We start from the raw sequence: 15796 nt of genomic DNA on the forward strand, positions 1-15796 counted from the left end.
CATCACGGTTACAGCTAGTGACTTTGACATCGCCCGGTGCGACCATTTATTGGCATGACGACCAACGGGGGCCATGAGCCCGTCTTCTGCACGATCGTGCCGCCGCACCTCCTCGACAAGCTCGCGCGCGACGCCGACCCGGCGCTGTCCGGCCCGGCCCGCCGCTCCCTGGAGCGGGACGCGCTGGAGCGCACCCGGCGCCGGCTGACCACCGTGATCGGCGGCCAGGCCGCCGCCGCTGCCGCCGCGCCCGCCGACGGCGACCAGCCGGACCGCACGATCTTCGACGCCGGGCACAAACAGGACCTCCCCGGCAAGAAGGTCCGCGCCGAGGGCTCCGAACCGGGCTCCGACGCCACGGTCAACCGGGCCTACGCGGGCCTGGGCGCCACCTTCGAGCTGTATCTGAAGGTGTACGGCCGCCACTCCATCGACGGCCAGGGCCTCCCGCTCAACGCCACGGTCCACTTCGACAAGGACTACGACAACGCGTTCTGGAACGGCGAGCAGATGGTGTTCGGCGACGGGGACGGCGAAATCTTCCTCGACTTCACCATCCCGGTCGACGTCATCGGGCACGAACTCACCCACGGCGTCACGCAGTACACCGCCAACCTCGCCTACTTCGGCCAGTCCGGCGCGCTCAACGAGTCGCTGTCCGACGTGTTCGGCTCGCTGATCAAGCAGTACACGCTCCGTCAGACCGCCGCCGACGCGGACTGGCTGATCGGCGCCGGCCTGCTCGCCCCGCGCGTCCAGGGCCAGGCCCTGCGCTCGATGAAGGCACCGGGCACCGCCTACGACGACGACGTGCTCGGCAAGGACCCCCAGCCCGCCGACATGCAGCACTACGTGCACACCGGCCGGGACAACGGCGGCGTCCACATCAACTCCGGCATCCCGAACCACGCCTTCTACATCGCGGCCACCGCGATCGGCGGCTACGCCTGGGAGAAGACCGGCCAGATCTGGTACGACGTGCTGACCGGCGGTGACCTCAAGGAGGACGCCCAGTTCGCGGACTTCGCCACGCTGACCGTGAAGGCCGCCCGCGAGCGGTTCGGCGCGGGCGCGGAACTCCAGGCGGTGGAGAAGGCGTGGGAGGAAGTGGGGGTGGAGACGCTGTAGCCGCCGTGCCGGACACTGGGGCCATGCGTATCCAAGTACGGCGTACGGGCGGCTTCGCGGGCATCGAGCGGCAGGCGGAGGTGGACACCTCCGGGCGCCCCGACGCGGCGGAGTGGCGCACCCTGGCCGACCAGGCCGTGGCCGCCGCGCCGGGCACCCCGGTACCGGGTGTCCCGGACGGCTTCCACTACGAGATCACGGTGGACGGCCACACCGTCCACGCGGCCGACCCCCGGCTGACCGAGGCGCAGCGGGAGTTGGTGTCGCGGGTATTGAAGGAAGGTGCTTAGGCGGACTGTTCGTCCAGGAACTCCTCCCAGGTGCGCTTGCCGGTGTCCGCGCCGGTGAGGGTCAGGTTGTCGCCCGCGCGGTAGGCACGGCCGGCCTTGCCGGGGATGCGGACCGGCAGCATCGGGCGCCGCTTGCCACGGGTGTGGAGGTAGCTCCGGCCCAGCTCGCCGAGGCCGTACACCCGGGGTCCGGCGAGGTCGGGGACGAGTCCGGCGGGGGCGCCGAGGGTGAGGTCGGCCAGGCGGGCGGCCACGTCGCGGGAGTCGACCGGCTGGAGGTGCAGGCCGCCCGGTACGGGGAAGACGGGCAGCCTGGCCATCGACTCGACCATTTTCAGGGTGAGTTCGTGGAACTGGGCCGCCCGCAGCGTGGTCCACGGGATTCCGGAGCCGGCGACGGCCTGCTCGGCGGCCAGCTTCGACCTGAGCCAGGCGAGCGCGACCCGGTCGGCGCCGATGACGGAGATGTACACCAGGTGCCGGACCCGGGCTGCCTGTGCAGCGCGGACCAGGTTCGCGGTGGCGGTGTCGTCGCCCTTGGGGCCGCCCGCGAGGTGGAGCACGGTGCCGATGCCGTCCAGGGCGGTGTCGAGTCCGGTGCCGGTGAGGAGGTCGACGCGCACGTGGTCCGGGCCGTCCCCGCCCGTGCGGCTGAGGACGCGTACCTCGCGGCCCGCCTCCCGCAACAGGGGGACGACTTGGCGGCCGAGCGTGCCGGTGCCACCGGTGACCAGAACGGCTGAGGTGCTGGAGGTCATGACTGCTCCCAGTTTCGCGGGAACCGGAAAGCTTGCGTCCGGGCCCCTTCGGCGGGTGTTCTACTTCGGTGACACCCCGCGCGGAGGGAATGTGACAGGTGGGCGACGGCACTTGGTCGGCGGAACTCTTCGAGGAGCACCGGGCGCGGCTGCGCGCGGTGGCGTACCGGATGCTGGGGTCGCTGAGCGAGGCCGACGACGCCGTGCAGGAGACCTGGCTGCGGGCCGACCGGGCGGGCGCCGACGGGGTGGAGAACGTCGCCGGGTGGCTGACGACCATCCTCGGGCGGGTGTGCCTGAACCTGCTGCGCGCCCGTGACCGCCGGCGCGAGGACCCGCTGGAGTCCCGGCCCGCCGATCCGGTCGCCCACGGTGCCCCCGAGGACGAGGCAGTGCTCGCCGACTCGGTCGGGGTGGCCCTGCTGGTGGTGCTGGACCGGCTCGCCCCGGCGGAGCGGCTGGCGTTCGTGCTGCACGACCTGTTCGCGGTGCCGTTCGACGACCTGGCCCCACTGCTGGAGCGTTCCCCGGCCGCCGTACGGCAGTTGGCGAGCCGGGCGCGGCGCCGGGTCAAGGGCGACGGCCCGCCGCCGGAGGGTGATCCGGTGCGGCGGCGCCGTGCGGTGGAGGCGTTCCTCGCGGCCACGCGGGGCGGGGACTTCGGCGCGCTGGTGGGGCTGCTCCACCCGGACGTGGTGCTGCACGCCGACCGGTTCGTGGTGCCGACCCCGGAGCCGATCACCGCTCGGGGTGCCGACACGGTCGCGCGGGGCGCGATGGCGGCCACCGGCCGGGCCCGGTTCACCGGTCCCGCCCTGCTGGACGGCTCGCTGGGTCTGGTCATGGCCCCGCACGGGCGCCTGGCCCTGGTCCTCGCCTTCACCTTCGCGGCGGACGGCCGGATCACCGGGATCGAGGTCGTCGCGGACCGGGAGCGGCTGGCCGCACTGGAGATCGCGCCGTTGGAGGACTGACGCGGGCGTTGACGCGGCGGGGGCCGGATGCGGATGATCCGGCCCATGGTGACGGACGCGCACGGCCCTCTCCCCCGCTTCCCCGACGGATTCCTGTGGGGGGTGTCGACCTCCGCGCACCAGATCGAGGGCGCCGCCGACCTGCGCGAACCCTCCGTCTGGGACGTGTTCACCGCCGAGCCCGGCCGGGTGAAGGACGGCTCCACCGCCGCCGTGGCCTGCGACCACTACCACCGCTACCCGGAGGACGTGGCCCTGCTGGCCGGCCTCGGCGTGGACGCGTACCGCTTCTCGGTCTCCTGGCCGCGTGTGAACTCCCCCGGCGGGCTCGACTTCTACGACCGGCTGGTGGACGCGCTGTGCGAGGCCGGGGTCCAGCCGGTGCCGACGCTGTTCCACTGGGATCTGCCGGCCGGGCTCGACTGGCTGGACCGGGACACCGCGTACCGGTTCGCGGACCACGTCTCCGGTGTCGCGGACCGCCTCGGGGACCGCGTACCGCGCTGGATCACCCTCAACGAGCCCGCCGAACACACCCTGTTGGGCCACGCGCTGGGCACCCACGCCCCCGGCAAGGCCCTGCTGTTCGACGCGCTCCCGGCCGCCCACCACCAGCTCCTCGCGCACGGCCTGGCGGTACGGGCGCTGCGCGCGGCCGGGGTGACGAACATCGGCATCGCCAACTCCCACTCCCCCGTGGAGCCCGCCTCCGCCGACCCGGCGGACGTGGAGGCGGCCGTCTTCTACGACCTGCTCCTCAACCGCCTCTTCGCCGAACCCGTCCTGCTGGGCCAATTCCCGGACGGCACGGCCGCGTTGATGCCCGAGGGCGCCGAGGACGACCTGCGGATCATCGCGGAGCCGCTGGACTGGTACGGGATCAACTACTACGCCCCGGCGCGCGTGGGCGCCCCGCAGGAGAAGCCCACCGAGTTCGGCGGAGTGGCGCTGCCCGCCGAACTCCCCTTCTCACTGCGGGAGTTCGAGGGCGTCCCGGTGACCGACTTCGGCTGGCCGGTCGTCCCCGAGGCGCTGACCGGCCTGCTGACCGGGCTCCGCGACCGCTACGGCGACCGGCTCCCGCCCCTCGTCATCACCGAGAACGGCTGCTCGTACGAGGGGCTGGACGATCAGGACCGCATCGCCTACCTGGACGGCCATGTCCGCGCGGTGCACGCCGCGCTCGCCGAAGGGGTCGACCTGCGCGGCTACTTCGTGTGGTCCCTGCTGGACAACTTCGAGTGGGCCGAGGGCTACGCCCGCCGCTTCGGCCTGGTGGACGTGGACTTCGCCACGCTGCGGCGCACCCCGAAGGCGTCGTACCACTGGTACCGGGACCTGCTGCGGGCGCAGCGGGGCTGAACGGTCAGCAGGCGGGGCTCAGAAGCCGAGCTTGCGGAGCTGCTTGGGGTCGCGTTGCCAGTCCTTGGCGACCTTCACGTGCAGGTCGAGGAAGACGGGCGTGCCGAGCAGGGCCTCGATCTGCTTGCGGGACTTGATGCCCACGTCCTTCAGCCGCTTGCCCTTGGGGCCGATGATGATCCCCTTCTGGCTGGGCCGCTCGATGTAGACGTTGGCGTGGATGTCGAGCAGGGGGCGGTCGGCCGGGCGGTCCTCGCGCGGGAGCATCTCCTCCACGACGACGGCGATGGAGTGCGGCAGCTCGTCGCGCACGCCCTCCAGCGCGGCCTCGCGGATCAGCTCCGCGATCATGACCTGCTCGGGCTCGTCGGTGAGGTCGCCCTCGGGGTAGAGCGCGGGGCCCTCGGGGAGCAGCGGCACGATCAGGTCGGCCAGCAGGCCCACCTGCTTGCCGGCGGTCGCGGAGACCGGCACGATCTCGGCCCACTCGAAGCCCAGCTCCTTGCCGAGCTGGTCGATGGCGATGAGCTGCTCGGCGAGGGTCTTGGAGTCGACCAGGTCGGTCTTGGTGACGATGGCGACCTTGGGGGTCTTCTTGATCCCGGCCAGCTCCTTGGCGATGAAGCGGTCGCCGGGGCCGATCTTCTCGTTCGCCGGGAGGCAGAAGCCGATCACGTCGACCTCGGCCCAGGTGGTGCGCACCACGTCGTTGAGCCGCTCGCCGAGCAGGGTGCGCGGCTTGTGGAGGCCGGGGGTGTCGACCAGGATCAACTGGGCGTCCTCCCGGTGCACGATGCCGCGCACGGTGTGCCGGGTGGTCTGCGGCTGGTCGGCGGTGATGGCCACCTTCTGCCCGACCAGAGCGTTCGTGAGGGTGGACTTGCCCGCGTTGGGACGGCCCACGAAGCACGCGAAGCCTGCGCGGTGGGCATTCTCGCCCGACCGCTCGGATGACTGGGTACGAACGCTCATGCCGACCATTCTCCCTGATCCGCGAGCCCGTGCCGCACGGGCGTCCGCCACACGCCTGCGACCGGCCTCTCAGAGCGCCGGGAGGGGCCGAAACACCCTGGAAACGCCCCTGTAGGCGGCCGGAAACGCGCACCCGTGACCCTCTGACGAGCCCGCTCCCCCGGATCACTGGAGACGCCCGTGACCCTCGCCGCCGCGCACGCGGACACCGGTGACACCGCCTGGCTGCTCGCCGCCACCGCCCTGGTGCTGCTGATGACACCGGGCCTGGCCCTGTTCTACGGCGGCATGGTCCGCGCGAAGAGCGTCCTCAACATGCTGATGATGAGCTTCGTGTCCATCGCCCTGGTCACCGTGGTGTGGCTGGCGGCCGGCTACTCCCTCGCCTTCACCGGTGACCTCGGCGGCGGTCTGCTGGGCGGGCTGGAGAACGCGGGGATGGCCGGGGTGGGCCCGGCCAGTCTGCACGGCACGGTCCCCACGCTCCTCTTCGCCACCTTCCAGCTCACCTTCGCGATCATTACGGCCGCCCTGATCAGCGGGGCGGTCGCGGACCGGACCCGGTTCGGGGCGTGGCTGGTGCTGGTGCCGGTGTGGACGCTGCTCGTATACGTTCCGGTCACGCACTGGGTGTGGGGGCCGGGCGGGTGGATCGGCGCGAAGCTGGGGGCGCTGGACTTCGCGGGCGGCCTGCCGGTGGAGATCACGTCCGGGGCGTCGGGGCTGGCGCTGTGCCTGGTCGTCGGACCCCGGCTGGGCTTCCGGCGCGACGCCATGCGGCCGCACAGCCTCCCCATGGTGATGCTCGGTGCCGGGCTGCTGTGGTTCGGCTGGTTCGGCTTCAACGCGGGGTCCGCGCTCGGCGCGAACGGGCTCGCCGCGGCCGCCTTCCTCAACACCCTGGCCGCGGGCTGCACCGGTCTGCTGGGCTGGCTCCTGGTCGAGCAGAAGCGGGACGGCCATCCCACCACCCTGGGCGCGGCCTCCGGCGCGGTCGCTGGGCTGGTCGCCATCACCCCGTCCTGCGGGACGGTCTCCCTGCTGGGCGCGCTGGCGGTCGGTCTGGCCGCGGGTGTCGTCTGCTCGTACGCGGTGAGCTGGAAATTCAAGCTCAACTACGACGACTCCCTGGACGTCGTCGGCGTCCACCTCGTCGGCGGGGTGATCGGCACCCTGCTGATCGGCCTGTTCGCGGACAAGGCCATGACCGGCGGCCCGGAGGGCCTGCTGTACGGCGGCGGGCTCGCCCTGCTGGGCCGCCAGCTCGTCGCGGTCCTCGCGGTCGCCGGGTACGCCTTCGCGGTGACGTACGGGCTCGGCAAGGTGCTGGACCGCACGCTGGGCCTGCGCGCGAGCGAGGACGAGGAGCGCACCGGCCTCGACCTTACGGTGCACGCCGAGACGGCCTACGATCACGGGGTCCTGGGCCATGGCGCCCCTGTCCGGAAAGCCGAGAGCCCCGCATGAAGCTCATCACCGCCGTAGTGAAGCCGTACCGCCTGGACGAGGTGAAGTCCGCCCTCCGCGACCTGGGCATCGACGGCCTCACCGTCACCGAAGCCAGCGGCTACGGCCGCCAACGCGGCCACACCGAGGTCTACCGGGGCGCGGAGTACGTGGTCGACCTCGTCCCCAAGGTCCGCCTTGAGCTGGTCGTGGAGGACGCGGTGGCCGAGCAGGCGATCGACACCATCGTGCAGGCCGCGAGGACCGGCAAGATCGGCGACGGCAAGGTGTGGTCCGTGCCGGTGGAGACGGTGGTACGGGTGAGGACGGGGGAAAGGGGCCCGGACGCGCTCTGACTCCGTCAGCGAACAGTTTCGGGCGCCCTTTCAGCCAAGAGTTTCGGGTGGGCGGGTGGGAGACGGGGGTCCAGGGGGCGGAGCCCCCTGGTACCTCAGCCCGCGGAAACGGTCAGCCGGACAACGCCGTCCGCCCCGGCGAGCAGCACCGGCGTGCCCGCACCGCCGAGGTCGGTCACAGCGGCCAAGTCCTCCGCCGTGACACCCTCCGCCGCGCTGACGACCGCCGCCGCCTCCAAAGACTCCGCTCCGGATGCCACCGCCATGGCGACAGCCGTGCGCAGGGCGCTGAGCTGGAGCGAGGGGAGGGATACCGTGCCGGCCGCGTAGGTGCGGCCCGTGGAGTCGCGTACCGCGGCCCCCTCCGGGACCCCGTTCCGTGCTCGTACCGACCGGGCCAGGGTCACGATCTTGCGGTCCTCGGGATCAAGCTCGTTCTCGCTCATGCCCCGAGCATACGAACCCCGTCGGACTCGTTCGCCAGCCACTCCAGCTTCGCGGCGGTGTCCGCCTCCGGGAGCGGGGTGTGGAGCACGATCAGCAGGTCGGGACGGGCGGGCACCTGCATGGCGGTGGACTCCACGGCCAGCAGCCCGGCACGGGGATGCATCAGCTCCTTGCGGATCTGCCCCTGGTCCTCGATGTCCCGCTCGGCCCACAGCGCGTTGAACTCCGGGCTGACGGAACTCACTTCGGCGAGCACCGCTTGGAACCCCTCGTCCTCGGGGTGCGCCGCGCAGGCCGCCCGGAACTGCGCGACGACCGTACGCGCGTTGGTCTCCCAGCTCAGCGTGCGGCTGCGGAACAGCGGGTCGGCGAAGAAGTCGACCAGGCAGTTGCGAGGGGTGGAGCCCTCCCCCATGCCGAACACCGCGGTCGCCGCCGCGTTGTACATCACGCAGTTGTAGTAGCGGTCCATGATGTGCGCCGGATACGGCATCCAGGTGTCGAGCAACCGCCGCAGCCCGTCGCACATGTCCCGCCGTACCGTGACGAGTTCGGGCGCGGGCGGGTTGAGGCCGGCCAGCAGGTACAGATGCCGCACCTCGGCGTCGCTCAGCCGCAGCACCCGCGAGACCGCGTCGAGCACCTGCGGGGAGACGGAGATGTCCCGCCCCTGCTCCAGCCACTGGTACCAGGAGGCGCTCACCCCGGCCAGCACCGCGACCTCCTCCCGGCGCAGCCCCGGCGTACGGCGCCGGGCCCCGCCGAGCGGGAGTCCGGCCTCCTGCGGGGTGATCCGGGCGCGCCGGGACACCAGGAACTCCCGCAGCTCGGTGCGCCGTTCACTTCTCGGCATGCTCGTCACGCTCGCCGTCGCAGCCACGTCCCCGTCCCCCTCGTCGCCGTGTCTGGTGGTGCCACCACCACCATAAGTTCCGACTCCCCACGTTTCTTCCGGCCGTCGGAAGCTCTTTGCCATGGCGATCGACACCCCAGCCCCCGTAACTCCCCCTACCGGCCCGCCCGTCGGCCCCGTCCGGCTCTCGGCGCGGGACCGGCTCGTCCTGTTCGTGCTGTGCGCGGCCCAGTTCATGGTCGCGCTCGACTTCTCGGTGCTGAACGTGGCGCTGCCCGAGCTGGGCACCGGCCTCGGCATGAGCCGCACGGCGCTGCAGTGGGCGGTCACCGCGTTCGCGCTGCCGTCCGGCGGTTTCCTGCTGCTGTTCGGCCGCGCCGGCGACCTCTTCGGCCGCCGCAAACTGTTCCTGGCCGGGCTCACCCTGTTCGGCGCCGCCTCGGTGCTGGCGGCCCTGGCCTGGGACCCGGCGTCCTTCCTCACCGGCCGCGCCCTCCAGGGGCTCGGCGCTGCGGCGATCGTGCCGACCGGCATGTCCCTGCTGACGACCACCTTCCCCGAGGGCCCGGCCCGCGACCGCGCGCTCGGCATCTCCGGCACGCTGCTGTCGCTGGGCTTCACCACCGGCATGATCGCGGGCGGCGCGCTGACCGACGCCTTCGGCTGGCGTTCCACGATGGCGCTGCTGGCCGTGTTCGCGCTGATCGTGCTGCCGCTCGCGCCGGGACTGCTGCCCGAGTCCCGTACCCCGGAGCGCCCCCGGCTGGACGTGCCGGGCGCGGTCACCGTCACCGCCGGTCTGCTGGCCCTGATCTACGCCCTGTCCACCGCCGCCGCCCAGGGCTTCGGCCGCGCGGACGTGCTGACCGCGCTGGTGGCGGGGCTGGTGCTGTTGACCGCGTTCACCATGATCGAGTCCCGTACGGCCGCGCCGCTGGTCTCGCTGCCGATGCTGCGCCGCCGCACGGTGGCGTGGGGCAACCTGGGCGGGCTGGTCACCTTCTCGATGATGTCGGCCGTGGTGTTCGCGCTGACCCTGTACCTCCAGGAGGTGCTGCGGCTGTCGGCGTTCGAGACCGGCCTGGTCTTCGGGGTGCAGGGCGTGCTGTCGGCGGTGGCGGGCGTCTTCGCGCCGAGGGTGATCGGCCGGTTCGGCGCCCGGCGCACGCTGGCCGGCTCGCTGGCCGGGCAGGGGCTCCTCACCGCCGCCCTGCTGCCGCTGAGCGCCGGGGGCTGGTCGGTCTGGCTGGCCGTGACCGCCGTGTCCCTGGCCAGCATGTGCCACCTCGGCGCGATCATCTCGTACGGCCTCACCATCACCTCCGGGGTCGCGGACGGTGAACAGGGCCTGGCCACCGGGCTGGTGACCTCCACCCAACAGGTCAGCCTCACGCTCGGCGTGCCCCTGCTGGGCGTGCTGGCCACCACCGCCGACGACCTGCTGGCCGGCGTCCACACGGTGACCGGGCTGTCCGCGGCGATCGTGCTCGGCGCGGCCGCCCTGATCGCCCTGGGACTGCGCAAAGCCTGACCTCAGTCCAGGGTCTGGGTGATCGCGCTGCGCGCGGCCGTGTGCTCCACGCGGCCGCGCGCGCCGTTGACCAGCGGCAGATACGGGGCGACATGCCCGCACTCCACGTCGGCGACGACCGGCACGCCCAGCGGGCCGAGCGCGTCGAGCACCGCCTCGTGCTGGGTCAGGGTGGAGCTGTCCGGGGCCCTGGTCCGGCCGACCAGGATCGCGGCGGCCCGGTCGAAGAACCCGGCGAGCCGCATGCCGTGCAGGTTCCGGCAGATGCTGAACGCGCTGTCCTCGCAGGCTTCCACGTACACCAACAGCGGCTCACCGGGCGCGAGTTCAGCGGTATCCAGGTACGGCGTCCCCGCGAGGTTGGCCAGGATCTCGACACAGCCGCCGATCAGGCGCCCGGTGACGTCCACGTCCCCGGTGCCGTCCAGCCGGGTCCAGGTGGCCGCCGCGTCCAGGGTCAGGTCGCGGACCTCGGGGTGGCGGGCGTAGTCGTCCCAGCCGCCGGAGCGGTACCGGCCGGGCGGGGTCTGGGTGAACGGCTCGCCCTGCGGCGCCTCCGCGATGTCCAGCCAGGACAGCAGGCCCTCGGGGGGCCCGTAGGGGGTGTCCATGAGGTTGTTGCCGTGCACGGTGGGCAGCCCGGACAGCAGGGTCAGGGGCGCGAGCAGCCCCGAGACGTCGGAGTAGCCGACGACCCAGGCCGGCTCGGCCCGGCCGATCTCCGCGAAGTCCAGCAGCGGCAGCAGGTCGATGCCGGTCTCGCCGCCCCACGGGGGCACCACAGCGCGGATCTCGGGGTCGGTGAGCATCGCGGTGAGTTCGGCGGCGCGTTCGGCGGCCGGGGCGCTGAGGTGGCCGGAGCCGTCCATGCACCGGCCGACCGTCACCTCGTACCCGCGCGCCTCAAGGTCGGCCACGGCCACGTCGAGCCGGCCGCGCAGGGCGTCCGGGACCCCGCTGGAGGGCGAGGTCACGCCGATACGGTCTCCGGGGCGCAGGGGGCGCGGGTAGCGAGGGGTCATGCGGCGGATTCTGACACGGGGTCACCCCGCACCCGTAGGGGATTTACCGCGCCCCGTAGGGGTTTTCAGGGGCGGTCGAGCTTCAGCCGCTCGGCCTTCGGCAGGCCCGCGACGACGAGGTCGTAGGAGTCCTCGACCAGTTCCTTCACCAGGGCGTCGGGCAGGCCGGCGTCCACCGTGACGGTGTTCCAGTGCCGCTTGTTCATGTGATAGCCCGGCACGATCAGGCCCTCGTGGTCGGCGCGGAGGCGCTGGGCGTCCTCCGGGTCGCACTTGAGGTTGACCGTCAGGGGCCGCGCGTCCAGTGCCGCCAGGGCGAACATCTTGCCCAGCACCTTGAAGACCGAGGTGTCCGGGTTGAAGGGGAACTCCTCCTCCACCGCGTTGAAGGACAGGCAGAGGGCGCGCAGCTCCTGGGGCTTCATTCCGTGCTCTCCTCCCGCGCCGGGACCCCGGCGGGCTCGACCAGTACCGTCACGATCTTGTTCCGGCGACCGGCGGCGGCCTCGGCGGTCAGCTTCAGCCGTCGCTCGTCGGGCAGTTCGACCTCGGCGCTCGCGCCGGCGATGGGCACGCGGCCCAATGCCTTCGCGAGCAGTCCGCCTACGGTTTCCACGTCCTCGTCGTCGTACTCCTCCAGCCCGTACAACTCGCCGAGGTCGGTGATGTCCAGGCGGGCGGTGACCCGGTGGCGGCCCTCGCCGAGGTCCTCCACGGGCGGGAGTTCACGGTCGTACTCGTCGGTGATCTCGCCGACGATCTCCTCCAGGATGTCCTCGATGGTGACGATCCCAGCCGTGCCGCCGTACTCGTCGATGACGACGGCGACGTGGTTGCGCTCCTTCTGCATCTCGCGCAGCAGGTCGCCCGCGTTCTTGGTGTCCGGGACGAAGACGGCGGGGCGCATCGCGGTGGAGACCAGGTCGTTCTCGGCGTCGCGGTTGATGTGCGTCTTGCGGACCAGGTCCTTCAGATACACGATGCCGACGATGTCGTCCTCGCTCTCCCCGGTCACCGGGATGCGGGAGAACCCGGATCGCAGGGCGAGGGTGAGGGCCTGGCGGATGGTCTTGTACCGCTCGATGACGACCAGGTCGGTGCGCGGGACCATCACCTCGCGGACCAGGGTGTCGCCCAGCTCGAAGACGGAGTGCACCATGCGGCGCTCCTCGTCCTCGATGAGCGACTCCTGCTCGGCGAGGTCGACCATGGCGCGCAGCTCCGCCTCGGAGGCGAAGGGGCCGCGCCGGAAGCCCTTGCCGGGGGTGAGCGCGTTGCCGATGAGGATCAGCAGCGAGGGCACCGGGCCCATGACGCGGGCCAGCGGCAGCAGCACGTAGGCGGCCGCGGTGGCGGTGGACAGGGGGTGCTGGCGGCCGATGGTGCGGGGGGAGACGCCGACGGCGACGTACGACACCAGCACCATCACCGCGATGGCGACCAGCAGGGCCTGCCAGGTGGCGTCGAAGGCGCGCAGGCAGGCGTAGGTGACGAGGGCGGCGGCGGCCATCTCGCAGGCGACGCGGACCAGCAGGGCCACGTTGAGATAGCGGGTGGGGTCGGCGGCGACCTGCGCCAGCTTGGCGCTGCCCCGGCGGCCGGACTTGACGGCCTCCTCGGCGCGGAAGCTGGAGACGCGGGCGATGCCCGCCTCGGCGCAGGCGGCGAGCCAGGCCACGACGATCAGCGCGACCGCGCCGATCACGATCTGCGGACTCATTCGGTTACCGGCCGCCCTACGAGACGGTCGGCGCCGGGGACGGCCCGGTCAGGCCGCGCTCGGCCCGCCAGCCGTCGACGATGGCGGCCTGGAGCCCGAACATCTCGGCCTTCTCGTCCGGCTCCTCGTGGTCGTAGCCGAGGAGGTGCAGGACGCCGTGGACGGTGAGGAGCTGGAGTTCCTCGTCCATGGAGTGCTGGGTGGGCGCGTCCTTGCCCTGCTGGGCCGCGACCTCCGGGCACAGGACGATGTCACCGAGGAGGCCCTGCGGGGGCTCCTCGTCGTCCTTGCCCGGCGGGCGCAGCTCGTCCATCGGGAACGACATGACGTCCGTCGGTCCCGGCAGGTCCATCCACTGGATGTGTAGCTGCTCCATGGCGTCGGCGTCCACGACGATCACCGACAGTTCGGAGAGCGGGTGGATGCGCATCCGGGCGAGCGCGTAGCGGGCGATGTCGAGCACCGCCTGCTCGTCCACCTCGGTGCCGGATTCGTTGTTGACGTCGATCGACATGGTCGTGCTGGTCTACTTCCCCTTGGAGCCCTTGGCGCCGGCCTTGCCCGTGGCCTCGTGGCTGTCGTACTTCTCGTACGCGTCGACGATACGGCCCACCAGCTTGTGCCGGACGACGTCCTGGGAGGAGAGCCGGGAGAAGTGGACGTCCTCGACGCCCTCCAGGATGTCCTGCACCTGGCGCAGACCGCTCTTGGTGCCGCCGGGGAGGTCGACCTGGGTGACGTCACCGGTGATGACGATCTTCGAGTCGAAGCCGAGGCGGGTCAGGAACATCTTCATCTGCTCGGGGCTCGTGTTCTGGGCCTCGTCCAGGATGATGAAGGCGTCGTTCAAGGTGCGGCCACGCATGTACGCCAGCGGGGCGACCTCGATCGTGCCCGCCGCCATCAGGCGGGGGATCGAGTCGGGGTCGAGCATGTCGTGCAGGGCGTCGTAGAGCGGGCGCAGGTACGGGTCGATCTTCTCGTACAGGGTTCCCGGGAGGAAGCCGAGGCGTTCGCCGGCCTCGACCGCGGGGCGGGTCAGGATGATGCGGTTGACCTGCTTGGACTGGAGCGCCTGTACGGCCTTCGCCATGGCGAGGTAGGTCTTGCCGGTACCGGCGGGGCCGATGCCGAAGACGATGGTGTGCTTGTCGATGGCGTCGACGTAGCGCTTCTGGTTCAGGGTCTTGGGGCGGATCGTGCGGCCGCGTGAGGACAGGATGTTCTGTGTCAGCACCTCGGCCGGGGTCTCGGGGCCGTCGCTGGTCCCGTTGTCGCTCGCCTTGAGCATGGCGATCGAGCGTTCCACGGCGTCCTCCGTCATCGGCTGCCCGGTGCGGAGCACCAGCATCATCTCGTCGAACACGCGCTGGATCAGGGCGACTTCCGCCGGGTCGCCGACCGCGCTGATCTCGTTGCCCCGGACGTGGATGTCGGCCGCCGGGAAAGCCTTCTCGATCACGCGCAGGAGGGAGTCGCCGGAGCCCAGCACGGTCACCATCGGGTGCTGTGCGGGAACGCTGATCCGTGCTCTCGCCTGGTCCTGCGCGGAGGTGTGAGCTGTCGGTGTCTGAGTCATGGGCCGGCGCTGATGGCCTGCGATTCCTCCTCATCCCGGCCGCCCCCTACAGCGACCTCGGCCCCTCCAGCCTACGCCGCTCCCCCGTCAACCCCGCAGCGGTTTTCACCCACAGGGGTGGCGGGTGGTGCCTGCGGGGCCCGCCCTTACGTGTTGCGGCCGAAGCCGATCGTCGGGACTGCTCGGCGGAGGGGCCAGGGGCGGTCGAGGTGGGTGGGGATCAGGGGGTCGAGGAAGGCGTAGCGGCGTAGGGCCGCCGGGTTCTGGGTGTCGAGGGACTGGACCCGGCGCCACCAGGCGCCGATCTCGGACCAGCCGGGGGCGGAGAGGGAGCCGCCGAATTCCTGGACGGAGAGGGCGGCGGTGAGGCCGGCGAGGGCGAGGCGGTCGGCGAGGGGCCAGCCGGCGAGGGTGCCGGTGACGAAGCCGGCCACGAAGACGTCCCCCGCGCCGGTGGGATCGAGGGCCTCCACCGCGATGGCGGGCACCTCGGCGGTCTCGCCGGTACGCCGGTCCACCGCGTACGCGCCCTCCGCGCCGAGGGTGACGACCGCGACCGGTACGTGCTCGGTGAGGGCGTGCGCGGCCGCCTTGGGGCAGGTGGAGCCGGTGTAGCGCATCGCCTCCTCCGCGTTGGGCAGGAACGCCTCGCAGTGCTCCAGGTCGGCCAGCCCGGCCAGGTCCCAGGCACCGGTGTCGTCCCAGCCGACGTCGGCGAAGATCCGGGTGCCCTTACGGGCGGCCTGCGCGATCCAGGGCGCCCGGCGCCCCGGCATGAGCGAGGCGACGGCGGCACGGGCGGGCGGCGGGCAGTCCGGCGCGGGCTCCTCCGGGGGCGGCTCGTGGCCGTGGGAGATCATCGTGCGCTCCCCCTCGTACGCCATGGAGACGGTGACCGGCGAGTGCCAGCCGGGCACCGTGCGCGAGGGGGTGAGGTCGATGCCCTCGCCCCGCGCGAGCGCGTCCCAGCAGTACTCCCCGTAGTGGTCGTCCCCGAAGGCCGCCGCCAGCGAGGTCCGCAGGCCGAGGCGGGCCAGCGCGGCGGCCATGTTGGCGACTCCGCCGGGGCTGGAGCCCATTCCGCGCGCCCAGGACTCGGTACCGCGCACGGGGGCGGTGTCCAGGCCGGTGAAAACGATGTCGAGGAAGACGGTGCCGGTGAGATAGACGTCCCAGGGCGGATCGCCGGGGGCGCGCAGCGCGGCGAGCGGGTCGACCTGGGCCTGGTGGCGCGCTGCCCGGGTGAGGTGCTCCGGGTCGCCTCCGGTTTCCTCTCCGGCGATCGCGTGGGACGGCATCAGTGCGGGCTCCCTGACGTGGTACGGATCTGGCCAGTGTGCACCACTGACCGACCGGTG

General features: G+C 72.1%; 17 protein-coding genes. 7 read left to right on the plus strand and 10 right to left on the minus strand.

What is annotated here, in order from left to right; genetic code table 11:
• Positions 1 to 54: 54 nt before the first annotated feature.
• Complete coding sequence (locus E5083_RS13350) at positions 55 to 1128, plus strand: M4 family metallopeptidase (protein ID WP_135785858.1); 1074 nt, start codon at positions 55 to 57, stop codon at positions 1126 to 1128.
• Between the two features lie 23 nt (positions 1129 to 1151).
• Positions 1152 to 1418, plus strand: a complete 267-nt coding sequence (locus E5083_RS13355) for a protealysin inhibitor emfourin (protein WP_135785859.1) — start codon at positions 1152 to 1154, stop codon at positions 1416 to 1418.
• Here E5083_RS13355 and E5083_RS13360 read toward each other — a convergent pair.
• Positions 1415 to 2176 carry an SDR family oxidoreductase gene (locus E5083_RS13360; protein WP_135785860.1) on the minus strand — a complete coding sequence of 254 codons (762 nt, stop codon included), beginning with the start codon at positions 2174 to 2176 and terminating at the stop codon, positions 1415 to 1417. The two genes, E5083_RS13355 and E5083_RS13360, sit on opposite strands and share 4 nt — an antisense overlap.
• Before the next feature lie 98 nt (positions 2177 to 2274).
• Here E5083_RS13360 and E5083_RS13365 point away from each other — a divergent pair, with 98 nt between their 5' ends.
• Both E5083_RS13365 and E5083_RS13370 read left to right on the plus strand, forming a co-directional pair.
• Positions 2275 to 3150, plus strand: a complete 876-nt coding sequence (locus E5083_RS13365) for a sigma-70 family RNA polymerase sigma factor (protein WP_135785861.1) — start codon at positions 2275 to 2277, stop codon at positions 3148 to 3150.
• A gap of 33 nt (positions 3151 to 3183) precedes the next feature.
• The gene (locus E5083_RS13370; RefSeq protein ID WP_167513530.1) at positions 3184 to 4512 is read left to right on the plus strand and encodes a GH1 family beta-glucosidase; all 1329 of its coding nucleotides are present in this window, start codon (positions 3184 to 3186) and stop codon (positions 4510 to 4512) included.
• 18 nt (positions 4513 to 4530) lie between these two features.
• On the opposite strand, the gene era is transcribed toward E5083_RS13370, so the two are convergent.
• Positions 4531 to 5484 carry a GTPase Era gene (gene era, locus E5083_RS13375; protein ID WP_135785863.1) on the minus strand — a complete coding sequence of 318 codons (954 nt, stop codon included), beginning with the start codon at positions 5482 to 5484 and terminating at the stop codon, positions 4531 to 4533.
• Between the two features lie 180 nt (positions 5485 to 5664).
• On the opposite strand from era, the gene E5083_RS13380 reads away from it, so the two are divergent.
• Together E5083_RS13380 and E5083_RS13385 are read left to right on the plus strand one after the other, a co-directional pair.
• On the plus strand, positions 5665 to 6951 hold the full coding sequence (locus E5083_RS13380; RefSeq protein ID WP_135785864.1) for an ammonium transporter: 1287 nt from the start codon (positions 5665 to 5667) through the stop codon (positions 6949 to 6951).
• A complete protein-coding gene (locus E5083_RS13385; RefSeq protein WP_135785865.1) occupies positions 6948 to 7286 on the plus strand; it encodes a P-II family nitrogen regulator in 339 nt (112 codons plus the stop codon). The genes E5083_RS13380 and E5083_RS13385 overlap by 4 nt, the downstream gene beginning before the upstream one ends.
• Positions 7287 to 7381: 95 nt before the next feature.
• Here the strand turns inward: E5083_RS13385 and E5083_RS13390 are convergent, their stop codons facing one another.
• Both E5083_RS13390 and E5083_RS13395 read right to left on the minus strand, forming a co-directional pair.
• Positions 7382 to 7732, minus strand: a complete 351-nt coding sequence (locus E5083_RS13390) for a cytidine deaminase (RefSeq protein ID WP_135785866.1) — start codon at positions 7730 to 7732, stop codon at positions 7382 to 7384.
• Positions 7729 to 8586 carry a helix-turn-helix transcriptional regulator gene (locus tag E5083_RS13395; RefSeq protein WP_135785867.1) on the minus strand — a complete coding sequence of 286 codons (858 nt, stop codon included), beginning with the start codon at positions 8584 to 8586 and terminating at the stop codon, positions 7729 to 7731. Before E5083_RS13395 ends, E5083_RS13390 begins: the two co-directional genes overlap by 4 nt.
• A gap of 121 nt (positions 8587 to 8707) precedes the next feature.
• Between E5083_RS13395 and E5083_RS13400 the strand changes: the two genes are divergently transcribed.
• A complete protein-coding gene (locus tag E5083_RS13400) occupies positions 8708 to 10117 on the plus strand; it encodes an MFS transporter (protein ID WP_135785868.1) in 1410 nt (469 codons plus the stop codon).
• Between the two features lie 2 nt (positions 10118 to 10119).
• Here E5083_RS13400 and E5083_RS13405 read toward each other — a convergent pair whose 3' ends face one another.
• From E5083_RS13405 to E5083_RS13430, 6 genes are all read right to left on the minus strand, one after another.
• Complete coding sequence (locus E5083_RS13405; protein ID WP_135785869.1) at positions 10120 to 11139, minus strand: S66 family peptidase; 1020 nt, start codon at positions 11137 to 11139, stop codon at positions 10120 to 10122.
• A gap of 65 nt (positions 11140 to 11204) precedes the next feature.
• Positions 11205 to 11564, minus strand: a complete 360-nt coding sequence (locus tag E5083_RS13410) for an MmcQ/YjbR family DNA-binding protein (protein WP_135785870.1) — start codon at positions 11562 to 11564, stop codon at positions 11205 to 11207.
• Positions 11561 to 12859 (minus strand): hemolysin family protein, encoded by a 1299-nt coding sequence (locus tag E5083_RS13415; RefSeq protein WP_135785871.1) that lies wholly within the window; start codon positions 12857 to 12859, stop codon positions 11561 to 11563. The genes E5083_RS13410 and E5083_RS13415 overlap by 4 nt, the downstream gene beginning before the upstream one ends.
• A 16-nt stretch (positions 12860 to 12875) precedes the next feature.
• Positions 12876 to 13373 (minus strand): rRNA maturation RNase YbeY, encoded by a 498-nt coding sequence (gene ybeY, locus E5083_RS13420; RefSeq protein ID WP_030814839.1) that lies wholly within the window; start codon positions 13371 to 13373, stop codon positions 12876 to 12878.
• A gap of 12 nt (positions 13374 to 13385) precedes the next feature.
• On the minus strand, positions 13386 to 14438 hold the full coding sequence (locus E5083_RS13425; protein ID WP_135785872.1) for a PhoH family protein: 1053 nt from the start codon (positions 14436 to 14438) through the stop codon (positions 13386 to 13388).
• A gap of 146 nt (positions 14439 to 14584) precedes the next feature.
• Positions 14585 to 15739 (minus strand): carbohydrate kinase family protein, encoded by a 1155-nt coding sequence (locus tag E5083_RS13430; protein WP_425276722.1) that lies wholly within the window; start codon positions 15737 to 15739, stop codon positions 14585 to 14587.
• Positions 15740 to 15796 lie beyond the last annotated feature (57 nt).

The sequence above is a fragment of the Streptomyces bauhiniae genome (genome assembly GCF_004784475.1).
Taxonomy (GTDB): Bacteria; Actinomycetota; Actinomycetes; order Streptomycetales; family Streptomycetaceae; genus Streptomyces; species Streptomyces seoulensis.